The following is a 19,587-nucleotide window of genomic DNA, read 5'->3' on the forward strand; positions in this document are numbered from 1 at the left end:
AGGTGAGCAAACCAAGATTGAACAATATCGTCTGGAATATTGTCGCAGTTAGAGGCAATTAACCGAATATTATTTCTTTTGCTACTATATTTTTATAGTTTCTAGCTAAGTTTAGCTAGACTAGCAATATAAGAAAACAAATAATGAAAATATCTAATATCCACGAAGCTAAATCTCAACTATCGAAATTAATTGAATCGGCGCTAGCAGGAGAAGAAATTGTTATTGCCAAAGCAGGAAAACCCCTCGTCAAACTTATTCCCTATCAAGAGAATAAGCAGCCTCGAACCCCAGGAGGATGGGAGGGACAAGTAATTATAAGTGAAGATTTTGATGCTGAACTTCCCACTAATCTGCTCAATCTATTTGCAGGAGAGGAGGAGTAGTGCAGTTGCTTCTCGACACTCATACTTTAATTTGGTGGTTGACTAATAACCCTACTCTGGCAGCTCAAGCTAAAAATGCGATCGCCGATCCCGACAATCTAGTTTTTGTTTCTGCTGCTTCTGCTTGGGAAATCGCAATTAAAAAGTCACTGGGTAAATTGCAAGCTCCAAATGATTTAGCTACGCAAATCAAAGCAAAAAACTTTATTCCTTTAGCTATTAGTATTGAACATGCTGTTATGGTTGAACAATTGCCTATGCACCATCAAGATCCTTTTGATCGCATCTTAATTGCTCAAGGAATGTACGAACAATTAGTAATCATTACTCGCGATCGCAAATTTAATTTTTACGAGGTTAATACTATTGAATGTTGACATTTTTGTAGTTTACCTAGTTCTTTGTTTTCTTTCATGCTGAGAATAATTGAACAATATATAAGTACAAATAAACTATTATTTTAATTCCTTCGTTTCCCCTCAACTTTCCAAACTTTAAAATTAACCTTGCCACAAGTTAACCATTTCCTGTATCATTGATGATTGTGGTCAAAACTGGCAAATCTCACACTATCTAGATATAAAGTCTAATCATCCCCCAGCTTCAAAGTTAACATTGTTAACTCTAAAGCTAAACCTGAGAGTTTTCACTGCACAAGTAGCACAAAACAAACTGGTTATGGGGCTAGTGAGAAATTTTATAGGGTTTGCTGCCTCCTCCAAGAAACTGAGAGAAGTTACTTTTCTTTTAAGTCTCAGAGGGTTAAGGTAACTTTAAAAGTTAGTCACAGTAGGCTTAGCCTCAAATTCTAACTGTAAATCTTAGAAAACAAAAATATATATTTGCTGCTGGACATCTCGTTAACTAGATTTTTCTAGAATGGCATGATGGCTATTTTTTCGTCAGTTACAGTTACACCTTAAGACGGTAGTAATCTGCGGTAAATGTATGTCAGCCCAAATTTAATCAAATCAAGGCTGGCTTGTTGTATAGCAATATTAGTGAGGTTCAATTCGTGTCTGTCGGTATCCTTGGCACTAAGTTAGGCATGACTCAGGTTTTCGATCAAGAATCTGGAAATGCAATTCCCGTTACTGTGGTTCAAGCAGGGCCATGTATCGTAACTCAAATCAAAACCAAAGAAACGGATGGCTATAGTTCCATTCAGATTGGTTATGGTGAAGTAAAAGAAAAAGCTTTATCCAAGCCAGAGCTTGGTCACTTAAATAAAGCAGGGTCAACTCCCGTACGTCATCTCAAAGAGTATCGTCTGGAAGATACAGGAAGTTATGAGCTAGGGAAAGCTCTAGACATTTCCGAAATTTTTAATCTTGAAACTACCGTAGATGTTAGTGGTAAAACCATGGGTCGTGGTTTTGCAGGATATCACAAACGTCACAACTTTCACCGTGGTTTAATGAGTCACGGTTCTAAAAGCCACCGTGCGCCTGGTTCGACTGGCGCGGGTACTACTCCTGGTCGTACCTATCCTGGCAAGAAAATGGCCGGACGGTATGGTGGCAAACAGGTAACTACTCGCAAACTAAAGGTTGTCAGAGTTGATGCAGAAAAGAACTTATTGCTGATTAAAGGAGCAATTCCTGGCAAACCTGGATCTCTTTTAAGTATCTCTCCTAGCAAGATCGTGGGCTAGAAATAACAAATAACAGCTCATTAGTTATTGAAGAATAATATAGATAGATAACAAATAACCATGGTTAATTGTGTAGTCAAAAATTGGCAGGGGGAAGATGCAGGCGAGGCATCTTTTGAACTAAAAGTAGCCAAGCCAGAAAATGCCGAACATATCGTACATCGCGCAGCAGTTCGTCAGCTTAATAATGCTCGCCAAGGGACGGCCTCTAGTAAAACTCGTGCAGAGGTTCGTGGTGGTGGACGTAAGCCTTGGAGACAAAAAGGAACTGGTCGCGCCCGTGCTGGTTCGATTCGTTCTCCTCTCTGGCGTGGTGGTGGTGTGACTTTTGGGCCAAAGCCCAGAGACTACAGCACTAAAATGAATCGCAAAGAAAGACGCTTGGCGTTGAGAACAGCATTTAGTTCTCGTCTAGAAGACATGATTGTGGTCGAAAATTTTGGTGCTGAGCTTGAGCGTCCTAAAACTAAAGAAGTTCTTGCTGCTTTAGAGCGGTGGGGTATTGGCTCAGACGAGAAAGTGTTGTTGATTCTCAAAGAAGTTTCCGACAACGTTAATCTTTCTACCCGCAACATCGCCAAAGTCAAAATGATTAAAGCGACTAATCTAAACGTCATTGACGTGCTGCACGCCAACAAACTCGTCGTTGCCAAAGATGCCTTAGAACAGATCCAGGAGGTTTACAGTGACTAAACATAAAGAAAGAGATTTAGCCGACTTAATCCTTAAGCCGATTATTACAGAAAAAGGCACAATCCAGATGGAGCTTGGCAAATACGTCTTTGATGTCTTGCCGAAAGCGACCAAGACCGATGTTAGAGAAGCCATTGAGAGCTTATTTGATGTCACCGTTGTCAAGGTAAATACCTTGACCCTACCTCGTAAAAAACGTCGCGTGGGTAAATTTGTGGGGTACAAAGCTCAATATAAAAGAGCAATTGTCACCTTGAAAGAAGGAGATTCCATCGCCTTATTCCCTGACGTATAAAAACTCGCACTCGAAAAAGCTAGCAAAAGCAAATTATGGGTACTCGTTCATTTAGACCATACACACCAGGGACACGCCAAGCAGTAGTCCCCGATTTTGCGGAAATTACCAAAAGTAAGCCCGAAAAATCCTTAACTAAATATAAGCACCGTAAAAAAGGTCGTAACAACCGTGGTGTGATTACTAGCCGTCGTCGTGGTGGCGGACATAAACGTCTCTATCGGATCATTGATTTCCGCCGTGACAAGCGTAATATCCAAGGTGAAGTAATTGCGATCGAATACGATCCCAACCGTAATGCTCGTATTGCTTTAGTGCAGTACGAAGACGGTGAAAAACGCTATATTTTGGCAGCGGTTGGGATGCAGGTAGGAACACCTATTATCGCTAGCGAAGATGCCCCGATTGAAGTCGGAAATGCTTTACCTCTCAGCAAAATGCCTTTGGGTGAAACAGTTCATAACATTGAATTAGTAGCGGGTAAAGGTGGACAAATTGTTCGCGCTGCTGGGGCTGCTGCTAAAGTCATGGCGAAAGAAGGCGATTACGTTACTATCGGTCTTCCTTCCAAAGAAGTCAGAATGGTGCGTAAAGAATGCTACGCCACGATTGGACAGGTCGGTAACGTTGAATACCGTAACTTGAAGCTCGGTAAAGCAGGTAAAATGCGTCACCGTGGCAGAAGACCTGAAGTTCGTGGTAGTGCCATGAACCCCTGCGATCACCCTCATGGTGGTGGTGAAGGACGCGCCCCTATTGGTAGAAGCGGACCTGTATCTCCTTGGGGTAAGCCAGCCTTGGGTAAGAAAACTCGCAAGAAAAACAAACCCAGCAATAGGCTAATCGTTCGTCGTCGTCGTTAATTCATCGTTGATCTAAAAAAAGTCGATCTATAAATTATGAGCCGTTCTTTAAAAAAAGGGCCTTTTATTGCCGACAGCCTCCTCAAAAAAATTGAAAGGTTGAACGCTAATAACAAAAAGGAAGTAATCAAAACCTGGTCTAGAGCCTCAACCATTCTACCCTTGATGGTGGGACACACGATCGCCGTACACAACGGCCGCCAGCACATTCCTGTATTTGTCAGCGATCAGATGGTGGGACATAAACTAGGAGAATTTGCTCCTACCCGTACCTTTAGGGGTCATGCTAAAGGCGACAAGAAAGGGAGACGCTAGATCGTAAATACTACTATGACAATAGATACAAGTAACGAAGTTAAAGCGATCGCCAAATATATTCGGATGTCTCCGTTTAAGGTCAGACGAGTTTTGGATCAAATTCGCGGTCGTCAATATCGAGAAGCTCTAATTATTTTAGAGTTCATGCCCTATAAATCCTGTGACCCAATTTTAAAAGCATTGCGGTCAGCAGTAGCTAATGCAGAACATAACAATGGTTTAGACCCAGCAACTTTGGTAGTCAGCAAAGCATTTGCTGATGGTGGTCCTGTTCTCAAACGTTATCGCCCCAGAGCGCAAGGTAGAGCTTATCAAATCCGTAAGCCCACCTGTCATATCACTGTGGCTGTTGCCCCAGAAGTAACCGATTAAATACTATACGAGGAAACATTTGTGGGACAAAAGATACACCCAACAGGCTTTCGTTTAGGAGTCACTAAAGAACACCAGTCTTGCTGGTATGCCGACTCTAAACGTTATCCCGAACTACTACAAGAAGATCGTTTGATCAGAGAATACGTCAACAAAGAGTTGAACAATGCAGGTATTTCTCAAGTAAAAATTGAGCGTAAGGCAGATCAAATTGATTTAGCAATAAATACCGCCAGACCTGGTGTGGTAGTTGGACGTGGGGGTTCAGGGATTGAAAAACTACGCACAGAGCTACAGGAGAAAGTCGGTAATAACCGTCAAATCCGCATCAACGTCATTGAAGTTGCTCGGGTGGATGCTGACGCTGCGCTAATTGCTGAATACATCTGTCAACAGCTGGAGCGTCGAGTTTCATTCCGTCGAGTGGTGCGTCAAGCAATTCAAAGAGCACAACGGGCTGAAGTTCTGGGAATCAAAATCCAGGTTAGTGGCCGCTTGAATGGGGCAGAGATTGCCCGTACAGAATGGGTTAGGGAAGGTCGAGTCCCGCTACATACCCTAAGAGCTGACATAGATTATTCTTACCGTACTGCTTTAACCATCTATGGGATTTTAGGCGTAAAAGTATGGGTCTTCAAAGGCGAAATTATTCCAGGACAAGAAGAAGTCGCTACGCCGACTCAAGCTCCTCGTCGTCAGCGACGCCGTCAAAAATTTGACGATCGCTCAGAGTAGCTGAGTGATAATTATTAACAAGACTTATTTAGCAAAATAATACTATTATGCTTAGTCCCAGAAGAACGAAATATCGTAAGCAACACCGTGGTCGGATGAGAGGGATGGCTTACCGTGGTAACACACTTAACTTCGGTGATTTTGCCCTCCAGGCAACCGAGCCTTCCTGGATCACTGCTCGTCAGATCGAGGCTGCTCGCCGAGCCATGACACGCTACGTCAAACGGGGTGGGAAAATTTGGATTCGGATCTTTCCCGATAAACCTGTAACCATGCGCCCAGCTGAAACCAGGATGGGTTCAGGGAAAGGTTCACCTGAATTTTGGGTGGCGGTAGTCAAACCAGGTAGAGTCATGTTTGAAATGGCGGGAGTACCTGAAGACATAGCAAAAGAGGCGATGCGCCTAGCCGCTCAAAAACTACCCATCAAAACTAAATTTATTACTCGCGATGAGGATTATAAATAATGGCTCTACCCAAAATTGAGGACGCTAGAAAAATAGAGGGAGACGATCTCTCGGCCGAAATTTTAGCGGTTAAGCGAGAGTTATTTCAACTGAGGTTAGAGCAGGCAACTCGCCGTCTAGAAAAACCTCACTTATTTAAGCACGCTAAACACCGTTTGGCACAACTATTAACCGTAGAACGTGAGCGCGAAATCGCTGCTGCAAAAGGAGAATAGACTATGGCAGTAAAAGAAAGAGTTGGAGATGTAGTCAGTGACAAAATGGATAAAACCATTGTTGTGGCGATTGAAAACCGTTCTCCCCACCCGAAGTACGGCAAAATTGTCGTTCGCACTAAGAAATACAAGGTACATGACGCAGAAAACCAATGCAAAATTGGCGATCGCGTACGGATCAAAGAAACTCGTCCCCTCAGCAAAACTAAGCGCTGGACGGTAGAGGAAATTATTGAATCCAAACAAGCTTAATTTTTATCAACCAACCTCGGTCGAAGTGACAAAATGATTCAACAACAGACCTATTTAAACGTCGCCGATAACAGTGGCGCACGTAAGCTTATGTGCTTGCGCGTTATTGGTAGAGGAAACAGTCCTTATGCTTTTATTGGCGATGTCGTCGTAGCGGTAGTCAAAGATGCTCTCCCCAACATGGGAGTCAAAAAATCTGAGGTCGTCAAGGCAGTGATTGTCAGAACCAAGCAGTCCGTCAATCGTCCTAGCGGCATGAGCATTCGTTTTGACGACAATGCAGCCGTGATCATCAACGACCAAGGGAATCCTAGAGGTACTAGGGTTTTTGGTCCCGTGGCAAGAGAATTAAGAGAGCGTAATTTCACCAAAATCGTCTCTTTAGCTCCAGAGGTAATATAAATGGCGAAAACCAAGAAAATAGCAACCCGTCAAAAAATGCACGTCAAAAAAGGAGATACCATCCAGGTCATTTCTGGACGTGACAAAGGCAAAGTAGGTGAGATAACCACCGTAAATCCCAAAACCAGTCAAGTGACCATCGAAGGTGTTAACGTTCGCACCAAGCACGTCAAGCCTAAGCAAGAAGGAGAATCAGGTCAGATTATCACCTTTGAAGCGCCGATTCATAGCTCTAACGTCATGCTTTATTCCACCAAGGAAAAAACAGTCAGTCGAGTAGGTTATACCTTCACTGAAGACGGTCGCAAAGTGCGCATGCTGAGAAAAACAGGCGAAATCATCGACTAATCTAAGTAATTGCGTCTTAATTATTCATTGTCTCCTGACCAAGCCCAGGAAAACCAAACTATTATGCCAAAATCACTTAAAACTAGATATTTAGAAGATATCGTTCCCAAGCTAACTGAACAGTTTAGCTTTAGTAACGTTCACGAAGTTCCTAAAGTAGTCAAAATCGTCATTAATCGCGGTTTAGGAGAAGCATCACAAAATGCCAAGGCTCTAGAATCTTCAATCAATGAAATGATGGTAATCACAGGACAAAAGCCTGTAGTTACCAGAGCAAAAAAAGCGATCGCTGGGTTTAAAATTCGTCAAGGAATGCCTGTAGGTATTATGGTGACTCTCCGAGGCGAAAAAATGTACGCTTTTCTCGATCGCTTAATTGCCTTGGCTTTACCGCGGATTCGCGACTTTCGGGGGATAAGTCCCAAGAGTTTCGATGGTCGCGGCAACTATAGTCTAGGGGTTCGAGAACAGCTCATGTTCCCTGAGATTGACTACGATAGCATCGATCAAATTCGAGGGATGGATATTTCCATCGTCACTTCCGCAGCTAACGACGAAGAAGGGCGAGCTTTGCTCAAAGAAATGGGAATGCCTTTCCGTGAAAATTAACGTGATCTACGAATCAAAAAATAACAATAGGAAATAATGGCAGCAACCGATACTATTTCAGATATGCTGACCCGCATTCGCAATGCCTGTATGGTCAAGCATCAAACCACCAAAGTTCCTTCCACTCGCATGACAAAAGCGATTGCCCAAGTTCTGCAAAGTGAAGGTTTTATTGATAGTTTTGAGGAAACTGGCGAAATACCGCAAAAATTTATTGAAATTTCTCTAAAGTATAAAGGTAAAAATCGTCAACCAATCATTAGCACCTTGAAGCGGGTGAGTAAACCTGGACTAAGGGTTTATTCTCGCAAACAAGATATTCCTCGCGTCTTAGGCGGTATAGGTATTGCGATCGTCTCCACTTCGCGGGGAGTAATGACCGATAGAGAGGCTCGCAGTCAAGGTGTTGGCGGTGAAATCCTTTGTTACGTCTGGTAATTTAACAGGAGTAAATGGAGTAAATATATGTCTCGTATTGGCAAACTGCCGATTCCCCTCCCCGATCAAGTCAGCGCTCAAATTTCAGGGCAACACATTACGATTAAAGGACCAAAAGGCACTTTAGAGCGCGAAATTCCCCAACCAATTGAGGTTAAACAAGAGGGAGAAATAATTACGGTTAAACCAACTAATGATTCTCGGATTGGTCGCCAGCGTCATGGTTTATGTCGCACTTTGGTGGCAAACATGGTAGATGGTGTCTCCCAAGGATTTCAAAAACGGTTAGCAATTCAAGGCGTTGGTTATAGAGCGCAGGCTCAAGGTAAAAAACTAACCCTCAACGTTGGTTATAGCAAACCTGTGGAAATAGAGATGCCAGACGGTATCGATGTAGCCGTAGAAAATAAAAACACAGAAGTCATTATTAGCGGCATCAGTAAAGAGTTAGTTGGCAATGTTGCAGCTCGGGTTAGAGCAGTCAGACCTCCTGAACCTTACAAAGGCAAAGGAATACGCTACTTTGATGAGCAAGTAAGACGCAAAGCTGGTAAGACAGGTAAGTAGAAATTATGAAGCTTTCACGCAAAGAATCAGTAAAACGCCGTCATCGACGGGTTCGCAAAAAAGTCAGTGGTACTCCCGAACGCCCTCGTTTGTGTGTATTCCGCTCCAATAATCATATTTATGCCCAGGTGATCGATGATGTCGCGCAGCATACCTTAGCAGCAGCATCAGACTTTAATGTGGAAACTAAAGGTTCGACCTGTGCTGTTTCCGCTGAAGTTGGTAAGCTAGTAGCCCAAAGAGCTTTAGAAAAAGGCGTGGCGAAAGTAGTATTTGATCGTGGGGGAAATCTCTATCATGGTCGAGTTAAAGCTTTGGCTGAAGCTGCTCGCGAAGCTGGATTAGATTTTTAGAGCAAAATATCAAGGAAAATCATTATGGCTAAAGCTAATAATAAGTCACGTAAAAAAGGACGCGCTAAGGAGAAAGATTCCTCTTGGCAAGAGCGAGTAGTGCAGATACGTCGCGTCAGCAAGGTAGTTAAGGGTGGTAAAAAACTTAGCTTCCGCGCGATCGTTGTTGTTGGTAATGAAAAAGGACAGGTAGGAGTTGGGGTAGGTAAAGCTGCTGACGTAATCGGTGCAGTCCGCAAAGGAGTCGCCGATGCCAAAAAACAGCTAGTGGAAGTATCCTTAACCAAGTCTAGTTCCATCGTTCACGTGACCAATGGAATTGCTGGTGGCGCTAAAGTATTTATGCGCCCTGCTTCTCCTGGTACTGGAGTAATTGCCGGCGGTGCTGTCCGTACAGTATTAGAACTTGCTGGAGTCAAAAACATTTTGGCTAAACAATTAGGTTCTAATAGTCCTTTAAATAATGCTAGAGCAGCGGTCGATGCTTTGGCTGGTCTTCGTACTTTTGGCGAAGTAGCCAAGGAAAGAAATATTCCTATTGAACAGTTATACGCCTAGCTCATTAAAGATTGAATAACAATGAAACTAGAAAATCTTAGCCCTCAAGAAGGTTCAAAAAGGCGTAAGCGCCGAGTTGGCCGCGGCATCTCCGCTGGTCAAGGTGCTAGTTGTGGTTTTGGTATGCGAGGTCAAAAGTCTCGTTCTGGTACTGGAACTAAGGCTGGTTTTGAAGGTGGTCAAATGCCTCTTTATCGTCGAGTTCCCAAACTCAAACATTTCACTCTAATTAACCAAAAACATTACACTACAATCAATGTAGAGGCTTTAAGCTCATTGCCTGCTAATACAGAAGTCACTTTAGGATCTTTACTGGAAAATGGTATTGCTACTAGTAATGACGGACCACTCAAGATTTTAGGTAATGGTGAATTAAGTGTGGCATTAAGTGTCAAAGCAGCTGCATTTACCAAAAGTGCAGCTCAAAAAATTGAAGCTGCTGGCGGTAGTTGTGAAGTTATTGCTAAGTGAGCCCAGATCGCATTTGGTATATCATAAGGAGCATAGGTAGAAAAATAAATTTATTAAAAATTTAGCTAATATTTCACCGTTAACAACTTATTTAATACCAAGATATAAGAGGTAATGTATGGTTAGAGAAAAGACTCCATCGGCACAGGAGACTTTTTTGCAAATGGCTCAGGCAGCAGGTCTTCGCGGTAGACTGCTTGTCACTATTGGTCTTCTGATTTTAGTTCGACTAGGAGTATTTATTCCCGTCCCAGGAATAAATCGTGAACTGTTTGCTCAGTTTATCGGTAATTCTAGTAATTCTTCAATTGTGGGGTTTTTAGACATTTTCACGGGTGGGGGAATCTCCGCCTTGGGAATTTTTGCCCTAGGAATTTTACCCTTTATTAATGCCTCGATCATCATGCAACTATTGGCTACTGCCATACCTAGCTTAGAAGATCTACAAAAAAATGAAGGAGAAGCAGGGAGACGAAAAATCTCGCAAATTACCCGTTATGTTGCTTTGGGCGGAGCAATAATTCAAAGTTTTGGGATTACCCTCGGTTTATTAGTCAATAATGGCATTATTGAAAAAAGCATTTTGCCTATCGGTGAGACAGTATTGGCTTTAACTGCGGGTTCAATGTTTGTGATGTGGATTTCTGAGCTGATTACCGAAAAAGGAATTGGTAACGGTGCTTCACTGCTAATCTTTGTCAACATTGTGGCTGTATTACCAAAAACTTTAGCTACCACCATTGAGTTTGCTCAAAGTGGGGGAAGAGGAGAAATTGCTCAGGTAATTGTTCTGCTGTTGGTTTTTCTAGCCATGATTATTGGCATTGTCTTTATTCAAGAGGGAACTCGCCGTATTCCCATCATTTCTGCCCGCCGTCAGGTAGGCAGAAGAGTTTATCGCGAGAGAAGTAATTATCTTCCCTTGAGATTAAATCAAGGTGGAGTAATGCCGATTATCTTTGCCTCTTCTGTTTTATTTTTACCAGCACAGCTACTGGGGTTTTTACCGGGAAATGGACCAGTTAAAGAGGCCTTTGCCAAAATTGCCACGGCAATCCAGCCAGGTAACTGGGCTTACGTTGCCGTCTATCTGGTCTTAATTTTGTTCTTTAGCTACTTTTATGCTTCTTTGATTGTCAACCCGGTTGATATGTCTCAGAATCTTAAGAAAATGGGTGCTTCTATTCCAGGAATTAGACCAGGAAAGGCAACGAGCGCTTATCTAGAGAAAGTGCTTAACCGCCTGACTCTGTTGGGAGCGATATTTTTAGGGGTAGTGGCAACAGTACCAACATTAGTGGAAAGCGCAATTCCCGCAGGTACTACAGTATTTAGCGGTTTTGGTGCGACATCTTTGCTGATTTTAGTTGGGGTGGCAATTGATACTGCTAAACAAATTCAGACCTACGTTATTTCTCAACGTTATGAAGGAATGGTCAAGCAGTAGACCTGTGAGGCATCGAGCAGGGGTGGAATAAATTTTATACCTGCTGCTAATAAAAACTCAATTTTAGTAAGTTGATATGGCAAAGCGATTAATATTTTTAGGTCCTCCTGGTGCGGGAAAAGGAACTCAGGCTGAGATTATCTCGGAAAATCACCAGATTCCTCATATATCAACAGGAGACATTCTACGTGCAGCCGTAGTTCAACAGACTCCTTTGGGCAAGCAGGCAAAAGATTACATGAATCGAGGGGAATTAGTTCCAGATGTTCTAATTTTAAATTTAATCCAAGACCGCCTTGGTTATGAAGACGCAGTTAATGGCTGGATTTTGGATGGTTTTCCTCGTAATGTCAATCAGGCTGCTTTTTTAGAAGAGTTATTGGCTAAATTAGAGCAGAATGCCGATTGCGTCCTTAATTTGGAAGTACCAGATGAAGTTTTAGTCTCTCGCCTACTGGCAAGAAAACGTAAAGATGACAATGAATCAACTATTCGCCGTCGTCTAGAAGTTTATCACCAGGATACAGTGCCAGTAATAGATTTTTATCAGCAGCGATCAACTTTGAAAACTATTGATGGCGATCGCCCTCCAGAAGAGGTCACAGAACAGCTCTGCTCTGCTATTGTCTAAAAAGTTGCTAGCCAACTAGTTGTTCAAGCTTATTAATCCTCTATGTCGACTCCAAGAAAAATGTAACAAAAGTGCTGAGAAAGTTAGGGCAGTTCAGCTTGCCCAGTAAACTGATAAGTAATGATTAGCGCTCATTATTTATCAAAAAGTAGAAGAGGTCAAGATTGGCTAAACAAGACTTAATCGAAATGGAGGGGACTGTTACCGAGTCTCTACCCAACGCCATGTTCCGTGTCGACCTAGATAACGGCTTTAATGTTTTAGCTCATATCTCAGGCAAAATTAGACGGAACTATATCAAAATCTTACCAGGCGATCGCGTCAAAGTGGAATTAACTCCCTACGACTTGACTAAGGGTAGGATCACCTATCGTCTCAAAAACAAATAGTGATGTCTAACACCTAACGACTAGCTATTTGACACAGATCCAAATTAATTCATATAATAATAGGCTTGCAATGTGGCCAAAGTAAGGCATGAAAGTTAGACCATCAGTTAAAAAAATGTGTGAAAAGTGCCGTGTAATCAAAAGACGCGGCAGAGTAATGGTGATTTGTAGCAGCAATCCCAAGCATAAGCAACGCCAAGGGTAGATGCTGTAGCTCAATCTCAAATTTAGTTTCAGTTAATAGCAATTTAGGCAATTAAGTAACAAGCAGTAGTAAATAGGGAGCAATAACGTGGCAAGGATTTCTGGCATAGATCTCCCCCGTGATAAGCGGGTGGAAATTGCCCTCACCTACATTTTTGGGGTGGGATTAGCGCGGGCGCAAAAAGCGATCGCCGAAACTGGAGTTAATCCAGATACTAGAGTGCGAGATTTATCCGATGAAGATGTAACCAAGCTGAGGGCATACATTGAGGATAACTATCAAGTAGAAGGCGATTTAAGACGTTGGGAAGCAATGAATATCAAGCGACTAGCTGATATTGGCACTTACCGAGGTCGTCGCCATCGTATGGGCTTACCGCTAAGAGGTCAAAGAACCCGGACTAATGCCCGCACCAGAAGGGGTAGAAGATTGACTGTGGCTGGTAAGAAAAAAGCTCCAGGTAAGAAATAGACTTGAAAAAGGTAAATCCAACATAACTAATTACATTCACAAAAAATCAACATGGCGCAACCAAAACGAAGAAGTGGTGCGAAAAAAAGTAAAAAGAACGTGCCAAATGGTGTGGCGCATATCCAGTCCACTTTTAACAACACCATCGTTACTATTTCCGATATTAGGGGCGACGTAATCTCTTGGTCTTCTGCGGGAGCTAGTGGATTTAAAGGAGCAAAAAAGGGGACTCCTTTTGCTGCACAAACGGCAGCAGATAGCGCAGGTCGTCGAGCAATGGATCAAGGAATGCGCCAGGTAGAGGTAATGGTTAGTGGTCCTGGTGCTGGTCGCGAAACTGCCATTAGAGCTTTACAAGGCGTAGGGTTGGAAATAACTTTAATCCGCGATGTCACCCCCATACCTCACAATGGCTGTCGTCCACCGAAACGACGCAGAGTATAACTTTTTTCAACTATCAAGAGCTTGTCAGTTGCTGTCAAAGAGGGCAACTGTTTTGATCTCAATTTATATCCAATCGCTTGTCGAATAAGAGGGAGAGCAGCCTGTGGCGCAATTTCAAATTGAGTGTGTAGAGTCTAAAACCTTAAAAAATCAACACCAATATAGCAAATTTGTCTTAGAACCTTTAGATCGTGGGCAGGGAACTACCTTGGGCAATGCTTTAAGGAGAGTCTTATTATCTAACCTAGAAGGAGCTGCCGTTACAGCCATTCGTATTGGCGGAGGGATGGCAAAAGATGAAGGCAGGCAAGAACATAAGTTTGGCTTTGCTACTCATGAATTTGCCACGATTGAAGGGGTCAGAGAAGACGTTTTAGAGATTATCCTCAATATGAAGGAAATAGTCTTAAAAAGCTATAGCAACCAACCCCAAATTGGTCGTTTAGTAGCAACTGGTCCTGGAACAGTTACCGCTGCCCAGTTTGAATTACCCTCGGAAGTAGAGACGGTAGATTCTAACCAGTACGTAGCTACCATTGCTGAAGGCACTAGTCTAGAAATGGAGTTTAAGGTAGAGAAGGGCAAGGGTTATCGTGCTGTAGAACGAGGCAAAGAAGAAGGAAGTTCTTTGGACTTTTTGCAGATAGATGCTGTTTTTATGCCCGTGACTAAAGTTAACTATAGTGTTGAAGATGCCAGAGTTGATGGTTCGGGTATCCGTGAACGTTTGTTAATGGAAATTTGGACAAACGGCAGTATTAAGCCAGAAGAGGCCTTGTCTCAAGCTGCGGGCATTGTCGTCGATTTGTTTAATCCACTCAAAGATCTGACTTTAGAAGAGATCGAACCAGATTATCAAGACGAAGAAGATCCCACTAGCCAAATTCCGATTGAAGAATTACAGCTATCGGTTAGAGCCTACAACTGCCTGAAGCGAGCGCAAATTAACTCCGTTTCTGATTTACTCGACTATACCCAAGAAGACCTCTTAGAAATTAAGAACTTTGGTCAAAAGTCGGCAGATGAAGTAATCGAAGCTTTGCAACAACGTTTGGGAATTACTCTGGCACAAGAAAAAGCAGGTAAGTAACTGTAGCTTATTAACAACTAATTAACAACTAATTAACAACTAATTAATCATGCGACATCGATGTAAAGTAAAAATGCTGGGACTACCAGCAGATCAAAGAAAAGCGCTGATGCGCGCTCTAGCGACGGAGATTATTCGTCATGGTCAAATTAAAACTACTTTGATTCGTGCTAAAGCAGTACGAAGTGAGGTAGATAAAATGATCACCTTGGCTAAAAATGGGTCTTTATCAGCTAGGAGACAGGCTTTAGGCTATATCTATGATAAAGATCTAGTCAGTGAGCTATTTAATGCAGTTGGTGAGCGTTACGGTCAGCGTAATGGTGGCTATACTCGCATTGTGAGAACTAAGCGCCGTCGTGGTGATAACGCTGAAATGGCGATTATCGAGCTAGTTTAGGTTAAAAATCAACGGTGGTAACTTGCTAATGTAGGACTGTCAATGAGAATAGCTTTGCTAATTCAATATTTAGGAACTAACTTTCATGGCTGGCAAAAGCAACCCAATCAGGTAAGTGTTCAAGGCTATATTGAAGAAGCGATCGCCAGTGTAGTTAACTATAGGGTAAAGATCTATGGTGCGGGAAGGACTGATGCGGGGGTCCATGCTGCTGCTCAAGTAGCCCACTTTGAGTATTCAGGACCGATTCCTGCTCATAAGTGGTCAAAAATTATTAATAGCAGACTGCCAGAGGGTATACTGATAAGGGCTTCGGCTCAAGTTAAAGACGAGTGGCATGCTCGTTTTTCGGCGCTCTGGCGACGTTATCGCTATACAATTTATACGGAAAAACGACCCAATGTGTTTATTAATCAAACCTGCTGGCACTACTATCATTCGGTGTTAAACGAAGCACTGATTCAGCAAGCCTTAAATACCTTGTTAGGAGAACATAGTTTTGCTGCTTTCAAAAGGTCTGGTTCTGACCGTATTGATTCTCAGGTAGAAATTCAGGTTGCTGAATGTTACCGTCAAGGAGGATTTTTATACCTAGAGATTCAGGCAAACAGCTTTTTGTATGGAATGGTGCGTTTGCTGGTTGGAATGTTAGTAGAAGTTGGAATTGGTAAGCGATCGCCTGAAAACTTTACCGAAATTTGGCGAAATCAACGTCGTTGGGAAGTCAAGTATTCAGCGCCAGCCAAAGGCTTGTGTTTACTGAGCGTGGGTTATCCTGAGTTTCCTTTTGCTCAATCACTTTGGTTTGATGCCCAGCCTACTTTTCATTTAGCTCACTAATCTTTATTTAAAATAATCCACAAAATAATATCACGGAAGATGAACAAAACTCCCCTCCCCTCCCAAAATACCCTAGAACATAACTGGTACTTAGTTGATGCTGAAGGGCAGCGCCTAGGTCGTTTAGCTACGGAAATTGCTATGATTCTGCGGGGTAAAAATAAGCCCAACTTCACACCTAACATGGATACTGGTGACTTTGTCATTGTCATCAATGCTGAAAAAGTTGTTGTCACTGGCAGAAAAAACGAGCAAAAATTATACCGTCGTCACTCTGGTAGACCTGGGGGGATGAAAACTGAAACTTTCGCTCAGCTACAGCACCGTATTCCCGAACGCATTGTGGAAAAAGCGATCAAAGGTATGTTGCCCAAGAATGCTATGGGACGTAAACTATTTACTAAACTCAAGGTTTATACAGGGTCAGATCATCCCCATGCTGCCCAAAATCCTGAAACTTTAACCGTCAACACTATTCCCAAGAGTAACTAAAACATGGAAGGAACACAAGATAGAGTAGTATACTGGGCGACTGGTCGCCGCAAATCAGCGATCGCCAGAGTACGTTTAGTGCCTGGTGAGGGTAATCTAGTAGTGAATGGTAAACCTGGAGAAGACTATTTCAACCGTATTCCCAGCTATCTCATGTCGATTAAGGGACCTTTAGAAACTTTGGGTTTTGAGAGCGAATACGATATTTTAGTTAATGCTCATGGTGGTGGTTTGACTGGTCAAGCAGATGCGGTCAAACTAGGTGTAGCTCGCGCATTGTGCAAACAAGACCCCAACAATCGTCAGCCGCTAAAAATAGAAGGTTATCTCACACGCGATCCCCGTTGTAAAGAAAGAAAGAAATACGGTTTGAAAAAAGCGCGTAAAGCTCCTCAGTTCTCGAAACGATGATTTTTAAGCTATAAGCTATAAGCTATAAGCCATTAGTTGATCTATTATCTACACTTTTAAGATAATGAAGATTAAAATTTAAATTACTAAATGGCTATTTATTAAATTAATCCTCCAATCAAAACTAAAAAATGCCAAAACCTGAAATACACCCTACTTGGTATCCTGATGCCAAGGTTATTTGTAACGGTGAAGTTGTAATGACCGTAGGTTCAACTCAACCAGAGATCAGCGTTGACGTTTGGTCGGGTAATCATCCCTTTTATACTGGTACGCAAAAAATTATCGATACCGAAGGTCGTGTCGATCGCTTCTTACGTAAATACGGGATGCTCGATCCTACTAGCGAAGTAGATAGCGCTGAATCCAACGCCGAAAATTAGCCATTTTAAGACAAATATATACCCAGTAGTTAGTTTTGATTGACTGCTGGGTTTGTTGTATCTTGATAAATTTTCCTTAGTAAATCACCATTTTGATTAGAGAAAACCAATGGCAGAAGCATATTTATTAGACAAATTAAAATCTGTAGAACAAACTTTCCAAGAACTTACTCATCGCCTAGCAGATCCTGATATTGCGACGAATCCTGATGAACTACAAAAAATAGCTAAAGCTCGTTCTTCCCTGGAAGAAACGGTTATTACCTATCAGAAGTGGCAAGAAACAACGGTCGAGCTAGCAGGAGCGAAAGAAATTTTCAGAGAAGCGAGCGATCCTGAGATGAAAGAAATGGCTAGCATGGAAGCAAGCGAACTAGAAGAACAGCTCGAACAGCTCGAACAGAAACTCAAAGTCTTGTTATTACCTAGCGATCCCAATGATGACAAAAACATCATGTTAGAAATTCGTGCGGGAACGGGGGGAGATGAAGCCAGTATTTGGGCGGGTGATTTAGTGCGAATGTACTCTCGTTATGCGGAAACTCAAAACTGGAAAGTATTTCTGCTTAGTGAGTCAGCAGCAGATATGGGAGGTTTTAAAGAGGCGATCTTAGAAGTTACGGGAGATTCAGTCTACAGTAAGCTCAAGTTTGAAGCAGGAGTGCATCGGGTACAAAGAGTACCCCAAACCGAAGCCAGTGGAAGAGTTCATACTTCTACCGCTACCGTTGCTGTAATGCCAGAAGTAGATGATGTGGAAATTCATATTGATCCAAAAGATATTGAGCTAAAAACGGCGCGCTCTGGTGGTGCTGGGGGGCAAAACGTCAACAAGGTAGAGACGGCGGTGGATTTGATCCATAAGCCGACAGGAATCAGAATTTTTTGTACGGAAGAGCGATCGCAACTGCAAAACCGAGAGCGAGCTATGCAAATTTTACGAGCCAAACTATACGACATCAAGCTAGCAGAACAGCAAAAAGAAGTCCGAGGTTTAAGACTCGCACAGGTAGGAACAGGCTCACGTTCTGAGAAAATCCGTACCTACAACTATAAAGACAATCGCATTACCGATCATCGTTTGGGCAAAAACTTTCCTTTGGCTAACGCTTTAGAAGGGGACATCGATGTGATGGTTCAATCCTGTATTTCTCAAGATCAACAAGATCGGCTAGAAGAATTAGCTCAATCCACTGATACTGCCCAGATCTCAAATTAGTGGAGGCAATGTTAACCCTTTAGGCAAATCCTTCGGGGCTTTGCTTGTTTTCGATTGATGACTTGGAGACTCTGGTTAACTAGCAACTTGGATTAATAGTGAAGCAATTAATTTATCAGAACTGCAATTGTCAGCGTAATTGTGAATGGCGATCGCTTTTTAATTAAAATTATTGGTTTAATTAGACTGGGATTATTGAGTAGAATGCAGCATAAATTACCTAAATTCAATAACTCTAAATTGTTTGAACTAGCCTTAACTCATAGTTCCTATGCTAACGAAAATCCTGGAGTTTCAGGCGATAATGAACGGCTAGAATTTTTGGGTGACGCGGTATTAGGATTTGTGATTGCCGAGATGTTATACAGCATGTATCCGACAATCAATGAAGCCCAACTAACTCATATGCGATCGCGATTAGTTGATGAAAAGCAGCTGGGACAGCTAGGAGCGGAATTTGGTCTAGGAAAACTTATGCGCTTGGGGAAAGGTACGGATAAAGATGGTGGCAGAATTAATCCTTCTCTGCTCAATGACACTTTTGAAGCCACCATCGGCGCATATTTTTTAGATACAGGAATAGAGGCTGTTGGCGCATATATTCGGCAAATATTCCAACCCCTAGCCAGACAACTAGTTAATGACTTTAGTGATTCTCCTGTAGCAGCATTAGCAAAACCTCAAGCAACCTTTATTGATAGCAAAAATCGCCTACAGCAGTGGGCATTGGCTAATTATCAAACCAAACCTACATATCAAATTATTGCCGAATCTGGACCAGACCACGCCAAAGAATTTACGGCTCAGGTATCAATTCAGGGCAAAATATACGGTATTGGCAAAGATCGTCGTAAACAGGAAGCAGAAAAGAGAGCAGCCGAGGCAGCTTGGACTAAGATAAATTAACCCAATACTGCCCTATAAAATCAACATTGAACAAAATTATCGAAAAATGGTACGATTTTACACATTACAGGAGACAATTCAGACTATCCTGTATAAGTACCAAATTTTGGTACATTACAGTTCGTGGGACTCCAGAGGTATCAGTGATCGCTGATGCCTTTTTCTTATCAGATATGGTGCTTAATGTTATCATCGCTTAAAACAATAGATAAAAGCAATCATATTAGATACTTATAATATACAGATAATTGCCATAAATAGCT

34 protein-coding genes are annotated in these 19,587 nt (G+C 42.3%); all 34 read left to right on the plus strand.

Going from position 1 to position 19,587, the window contains the following annotated elements; translation table 11 throughout:
- Positions 1 to 143 precede the first annotated feature (143 nt).
- The 34 genes from C7B62_RS15745 to rnc all read left to right on the plus strand — a co-directional run bounded on the left by C7B62_RS15745 (position 144) and on the right by rnc (position 19,324).
- Positions 144 to 386, plus strand: coding sequence for a type II toxin-antitoxin system Phd/YefM family antitoxin (locus C7B62_RS15745; protein WP_106238543.1), 243 nt, complete (start codon positions 144 to 146; stop codon positions 384 to 386).
- Entirely contained in the window at positions 386 to 763 is a 378-nt protein-coding gene (locus C7B62_RS15750; RefSeq protein WP_106238548.1) for a type II toxin-antitoxin system VapC family toxin, read from the plus strand. Before C7B62_RS15745 ends, C7B62_RS15750 begins: the two co-directional genes overlap by 1 nt.
- Positions 764 to 1,401: 638 nt before the next feature.
- On the plus strand, positions 1,402 to 2,040 hold the full coding sequence (rplC, locus tag C7B62_RS15755) for a 50S ribosomal protein L3 (protein ID WP_106238551.1): 639 nt from the start codon (positions 1,402 to 1,404) through the stop codon (positions 2,038 to 2,040).
- A gap of 60 nt (positions 2,041 to 2,100) precedes the next feature.
- On the plus strand, positions 2,101 to 2,733 hold the full coding sequence (gene rplD / locus C7B62_RS15760) for a 50S ribosomal protein L4 (RefSeq protein ID WP_106238555.1): 633 nt from the start codon (positions 2,101 to 2,103) through the stop codon (positions 2,731 to 2,733).
- Positions 2,726 to 3,028, plus strand: a complete 303-nt coding sequence (locus C7B62_RS15765) for a 50S ribosomal protein L23 (RefSeq protein ID WP_106238559.1) — start codon at positions 2,726 to 2,728, stop codon at positions 3,026 to 3,028. The genes rplD and C7B62_RS15765 overlap by 8 nt, the downstream gene beginning before the upstream one ends.
- Before the next feature lie 35 nt (positions 3,029 to 3,063).
- Positions 3,064 to 3,891, plus strand: a complete 828-nt coding sequence (rplB, locus tag C7B62_RS15770; RefSeq protein ID WP_106238563.1) for a 50S ribosomal protein L2 — start codon at positions 3,064 to 3,066, stop codon at positions 3,889 to 3,891.
- Positions 3,892 to 3,927: 36 nt separating this feature from the next.
- Complete coding sequence (gene rpsS, locus C7B62_RS15775; protein ID WP_106238566.1) at positions 3,928 to 4,206, plus strand: 30S ribosomal protein S19; 279 nt, start codon at positions 3,928 to 3,930, stop codon at positions 4,204 to 4,206.
- A gap of 15 nt (positions 4,207 to 4,221) precedes the next feature.
- On the plus strand, positions 4,222 to 4,581 hold the full coding sequence (gene rplV / locus C7B62_RS15780) for a 50S ribosomal protein L22 (protein ID WP_106238568.1): 360 nt from the start codon (positions 4,222 to 4,224) through the stop codon (positions 4,579 to 4,581).
- A gap of 21 nt (positions 4,582 to 4,602) precedes the next feature.
- Positions 4,603 to 5,316, plus strand: coding sequence for a 30S ribosomal protein S3 (rpsC, locus tag C7B62_RS15785; RefSeq protein WP_106238572.1), 714 nt, complete (start codon positions 4,603 to 4,605; stop codon positions 5,314 to 5,316).
- Between the two features lie 47 nt (positions 5,317 to 5,363).
- Entirely contained in the window at positions 5,364 to 5,783 is a 420-nt protein-coding gene (gene rplP, locus C7B62_RS15790) for a 50S ribosomal protein L16 (protein ID WP_106238575.1), read from the plus strand.
- Entirely contained in the window at positions 5,783 to 5,998 is a 216-nt protein-coding gene (gene rpmC, locus C7B62_RS15795; RefSeq protein WP_106238579.1) for a 50S ribosomal protein L29, read from the plus strand. Before rplP ends, rpmC begins: the two co-directional genes overlap by 1 nt.
- 3 nt (positions 5,999 to 6,001) lie before the next feature.
- Positions 6,002 to 6,250: a 30S ribosomal protein S17 gene (gene rpsQ, locus C7B62_RS15800; RefSeq protein WP_106238583.1), complete on the plus strand. Its 249-nt coding sequence runs from the start codon at positions 6,002 to 6,004 to the stop codon at positions 6,248 to 6,250.
- A gap of 33 nt (positions 6,251 to 6,283) precedes the next feature.
- Entirely contained in the window at positions 6,284 to 6,652 is a 369-nt protein-coding gene (gene rplN / locus C7B62_RS15805) for a 50S ribosomal protein L14 (protein WP_106238587.1), read from the plus strand.
- Positions 6,653 to 7,000, plus strand: a complete 348-nt coding sequence (gene rplX / locus C7B62_RS15810; RefSeq protein ID WP_106238592.1) for a 50S ribosomal protein L24 — start codon at positions 6,653 to 6,655, stop codon at positions 6,998 to 7,000.
- A gap of 63 nt (positions 7,001 to 7,063) precedes the next feature.
- Positions 7,064 to 7,609: a 50S ribosomal protein L5 gene (rplE, locus tag C7B62_RS15815; protein ID WP_106238684.1), complete on the plus strand. Its 546-nt coding sequence runs from the start codon at positions 7,064 to 7,066 to the stop codon at positions 7,607 to 7,609.
- A 36-nt stretch (positions 7,610 to 7,645) separates the two neighbouring features.
- On the plus strand, positions 7,646 to 8,047 hold the full coding sequence (gene rpsH / locus C7B62_RS15820; protein WP_106238595.1) for a 30S ribosomal protein S8: 402 nt from the start codon (positions 7,646 to 7,648) through the stop codon (positions 8,045 to 8,047).
- Positions 8,048 to 8,074: 27 nt separating this feature from the next.
- Entirely contained in the window at positions 8,075 to 8,614 is a 540-nt protein-coding gene (gene rplF, locus C7B62_RS15825) for a 50S ribosomal protein L6 (protein WP_106238598.1), read from the plus strand.
- A gap of 5 nt (positions 8,615 to 8,619) precedes the next feature.
- Complete coding sequence (gene rplR, locus C7B62_RS15830) at positions 8,620 to 8,967, plus strand: 50S ribosomal protein L18 (RefSeq protein ID WP_106238602.1); 348 nt, start codon at positions 8,620 to 8,622, stop codon at positions 8,965 to 8,967.
- Between the two features lie 24 nt (positions 8,968 to 8,991).
- Positions 8,992 to 9,525, plus strand: coding sequence for a 30S ribosomal protein S5 (rpsE, locus tag C7B62_RS15835; RefSeq protein ID WP_106238606.1), 534 nt, complete (start codon positions 8,992 to 8,994; stop codon positions 9,523 to 9,525).
- A 21-nt stretch (positions 9,526 to 9,546) separates the two neighbouring features.
- Positions 9,547 to 9,996: a 50S ribosomal protein L15 gene (gene rplO, locus C7B62_RS15840; protein ID WP_106238610.1), complete on the plus strand. Its 450-nt coding sequence runs from the start codon at positions 9,547 to 9,549 to the stop codon at positions 9,994 to 9,996.
- Between the two features lie 118 nt (positions 9,997 to 10,114).
- Positions 10,115 to 11,443 (plus strand): preprotein translocase subunit SecY, encoded by a 1,329-nt coding sequence (secY, locus tag C7B62_RS15845; protein ID WP_106238613.1) that lies wholly within the window; start codon positions 10,115 to 10,117, stop codon positions 11,441 to 11,443.
- Positions 11,444 to 11,519: 76 nt separating this feature from the next.
- Positions 11,520 to 12,074 carry an adenylate kinase gene (locus C7B62_RS15850; protein WP_106238629.1) on the plus strand — a complete coding sequence of 185 codons (555 nt, stop codon included), beginning with the start codon at positions 11,520 to 11,522 and terminating at the stop codon, positions 12,072 to 12,074.
- A gap of 164 nt (positions 12,075 to 12,238) precedes the next feature.
- A complete protein-coding gene (gene infA / locus C7B62_RS15855; protein ID WP_019508908.1) occupies positions 12,239 to 12,463 on the plus strand; it encodes a translation initiation factor IF-1 in 225 nt (74 codons plus the stop codon).
- 88 nt (positions 12,464 to 12,551) lie between these two features.
- Positions 12,552 to 12,668, plus strand: coding sequence for a 50S ribosomal protein L36 (gene rpmJ / locus C7B62_RS15860; RefSeq protein WP_071592945.1), 117 nt, complete (start codon positions 12,552 to 12,554; stop codon positions 12,666 to 12,668).
- A gap of 87 nt (positions 12,669 to 12,755) precedes the next feature.
- Complete coding sequence (gene rpsM, locus C7B62_RS15865; protein ID WP_106238633.1) at positions 12,756 to 13,139, plus strand: 30S ribosomal protein S13; 384 nt, start codon at positions 12,756 to 12,758, stop codon at positions 13,137 to 13,139.
- A 51-nt stretch (positions 13,140 to 13,190) separates the two neighbouring features.
- Complete coding sequence (gene rpsK / locus C7B62_RS15870; RefSeq protein WP_106238637.1) at positions 13,191 to 13,583, plus strand: 30S ribosomal protein S11; 393 nt, start codon at positions 13,191 to 13,193, stop codon at positions 13,581 to 13,583.
- 103 nt (positions 13,584 to 13,686) lie between these two features.
- Positions 13,687 to 14,673 carry a DNA-directed RNA polymerase subunit alpha gene (locus tag C7B62_RS15875; protein ID WP_106238640.1) on the plus strand — a complete coding sequence of 329 codons (987 nt, stop codon included), beginning with the start codon at positions 13,687 to 13,689 and terminating at the stop codon, positions 14,671 to 14,673.
- 49 nt (positions 14,674 to 14,722) lie between these two features.
- Entirely contained in the window at positions 14,723 to 15,073 is a 351-nt protein-coding gene (rplQ, locus tag C7B62_RS15880) for a 50S ribosomal protein L17 (RefSeq protein WP_106238643.1), read from the plus strand.
- Positions 15,074 to 15,115: 42 nt separating this feature from the next.
- Positions 15,116 to 15,913, plus strand: a complete 798-nt coding sequence (gene truA / locus C7B62_RS15885) for a tRNA pseudouridine(38-40) synthase TruA (protein WP_106238646.1) — start codon at positions 15,116 to 15,118, stop codon at positions 15,911 to 15,913.
- Positions 15,914 to 15,952: 39 nt separating this feature from the next.
- A complete protein-coding gene (rplM, locus tag C7B62_RS15890; RefSeq protein ID WP_106238649.1) occupies positions 15,953 to 16,405 on the plus strand; it encodes a 50S ribosomal protein L13 in 453 nt (150 codons plus the stop codon).
- 3 nt (positions 16,406 to 16,408) lie between these two features.
- Positions 16,409 to 16,816 (plus strand): 30S ribosomal protein S9, encoded by a 408-nt coding sequence (rpsI, locus tag C7B62_RS15895; RefSeq protein ID WP_106238652.1) that lies wholly within the window; start codon positions 16,409 to 16,411, stop codon positions 16,814 to 16,816.
- Between the two features lie 131 nt (positions 16,817 to 16,947).
- The gene (rpmE, locus tag C7B62_RS15900) at positions 16,948 to 17,199 is read left to right on the plus strand and encodes a 50S ribosomal protein L31 (protein WP_106238656.1); all 252 of its coding nucleotides are present in this window, start codon (positions 16,948 to 16,950) and stop codon (positions 17,197 to 17,199) included.
- A 109-nt stretch (positions 17,200 to 17,308) separates the two neighbouring features.
- The gene (prfA, locus tag C7B62_RS15905) at positions 17,309 to 18,418 is read left to right on the plus strand and encodes a peptide chain release factor 1 (RefSeq protein ID WP_106238658.1); all 1,110 of its coding nucleotides are present in this window, start codon (positions 17,309 to 17,311) and stop codon (positions 18,416 to 18,418) included.
- Between the two features lie 204 nt (positions 18,419 to 18,622).
- Positions 18,623 to 19,324: a ribonuclease III gene (gene rnc, locus C7B62_RS15910; RefSeq protein ID WP_106238687.1), complete on the plus strand. Its 702-nt coding sequence runs from the start codon at positions 18,623 to 18,625 to the stop codon at positions 19,322 to 19,324.
- The last annotated feature ends 263 nt before the right edge of the window (positions 19,325 to 19,587 follow it).

It is taken from the genome of Pleurocapsa sp. CCALA 161 (assembly GCF_003003995.1).
GTDB lineage: Bacteria > Cyanobacteriota > Cyanobacteriia > Cyanobacteriales > Xenococcaceae > Waterburya.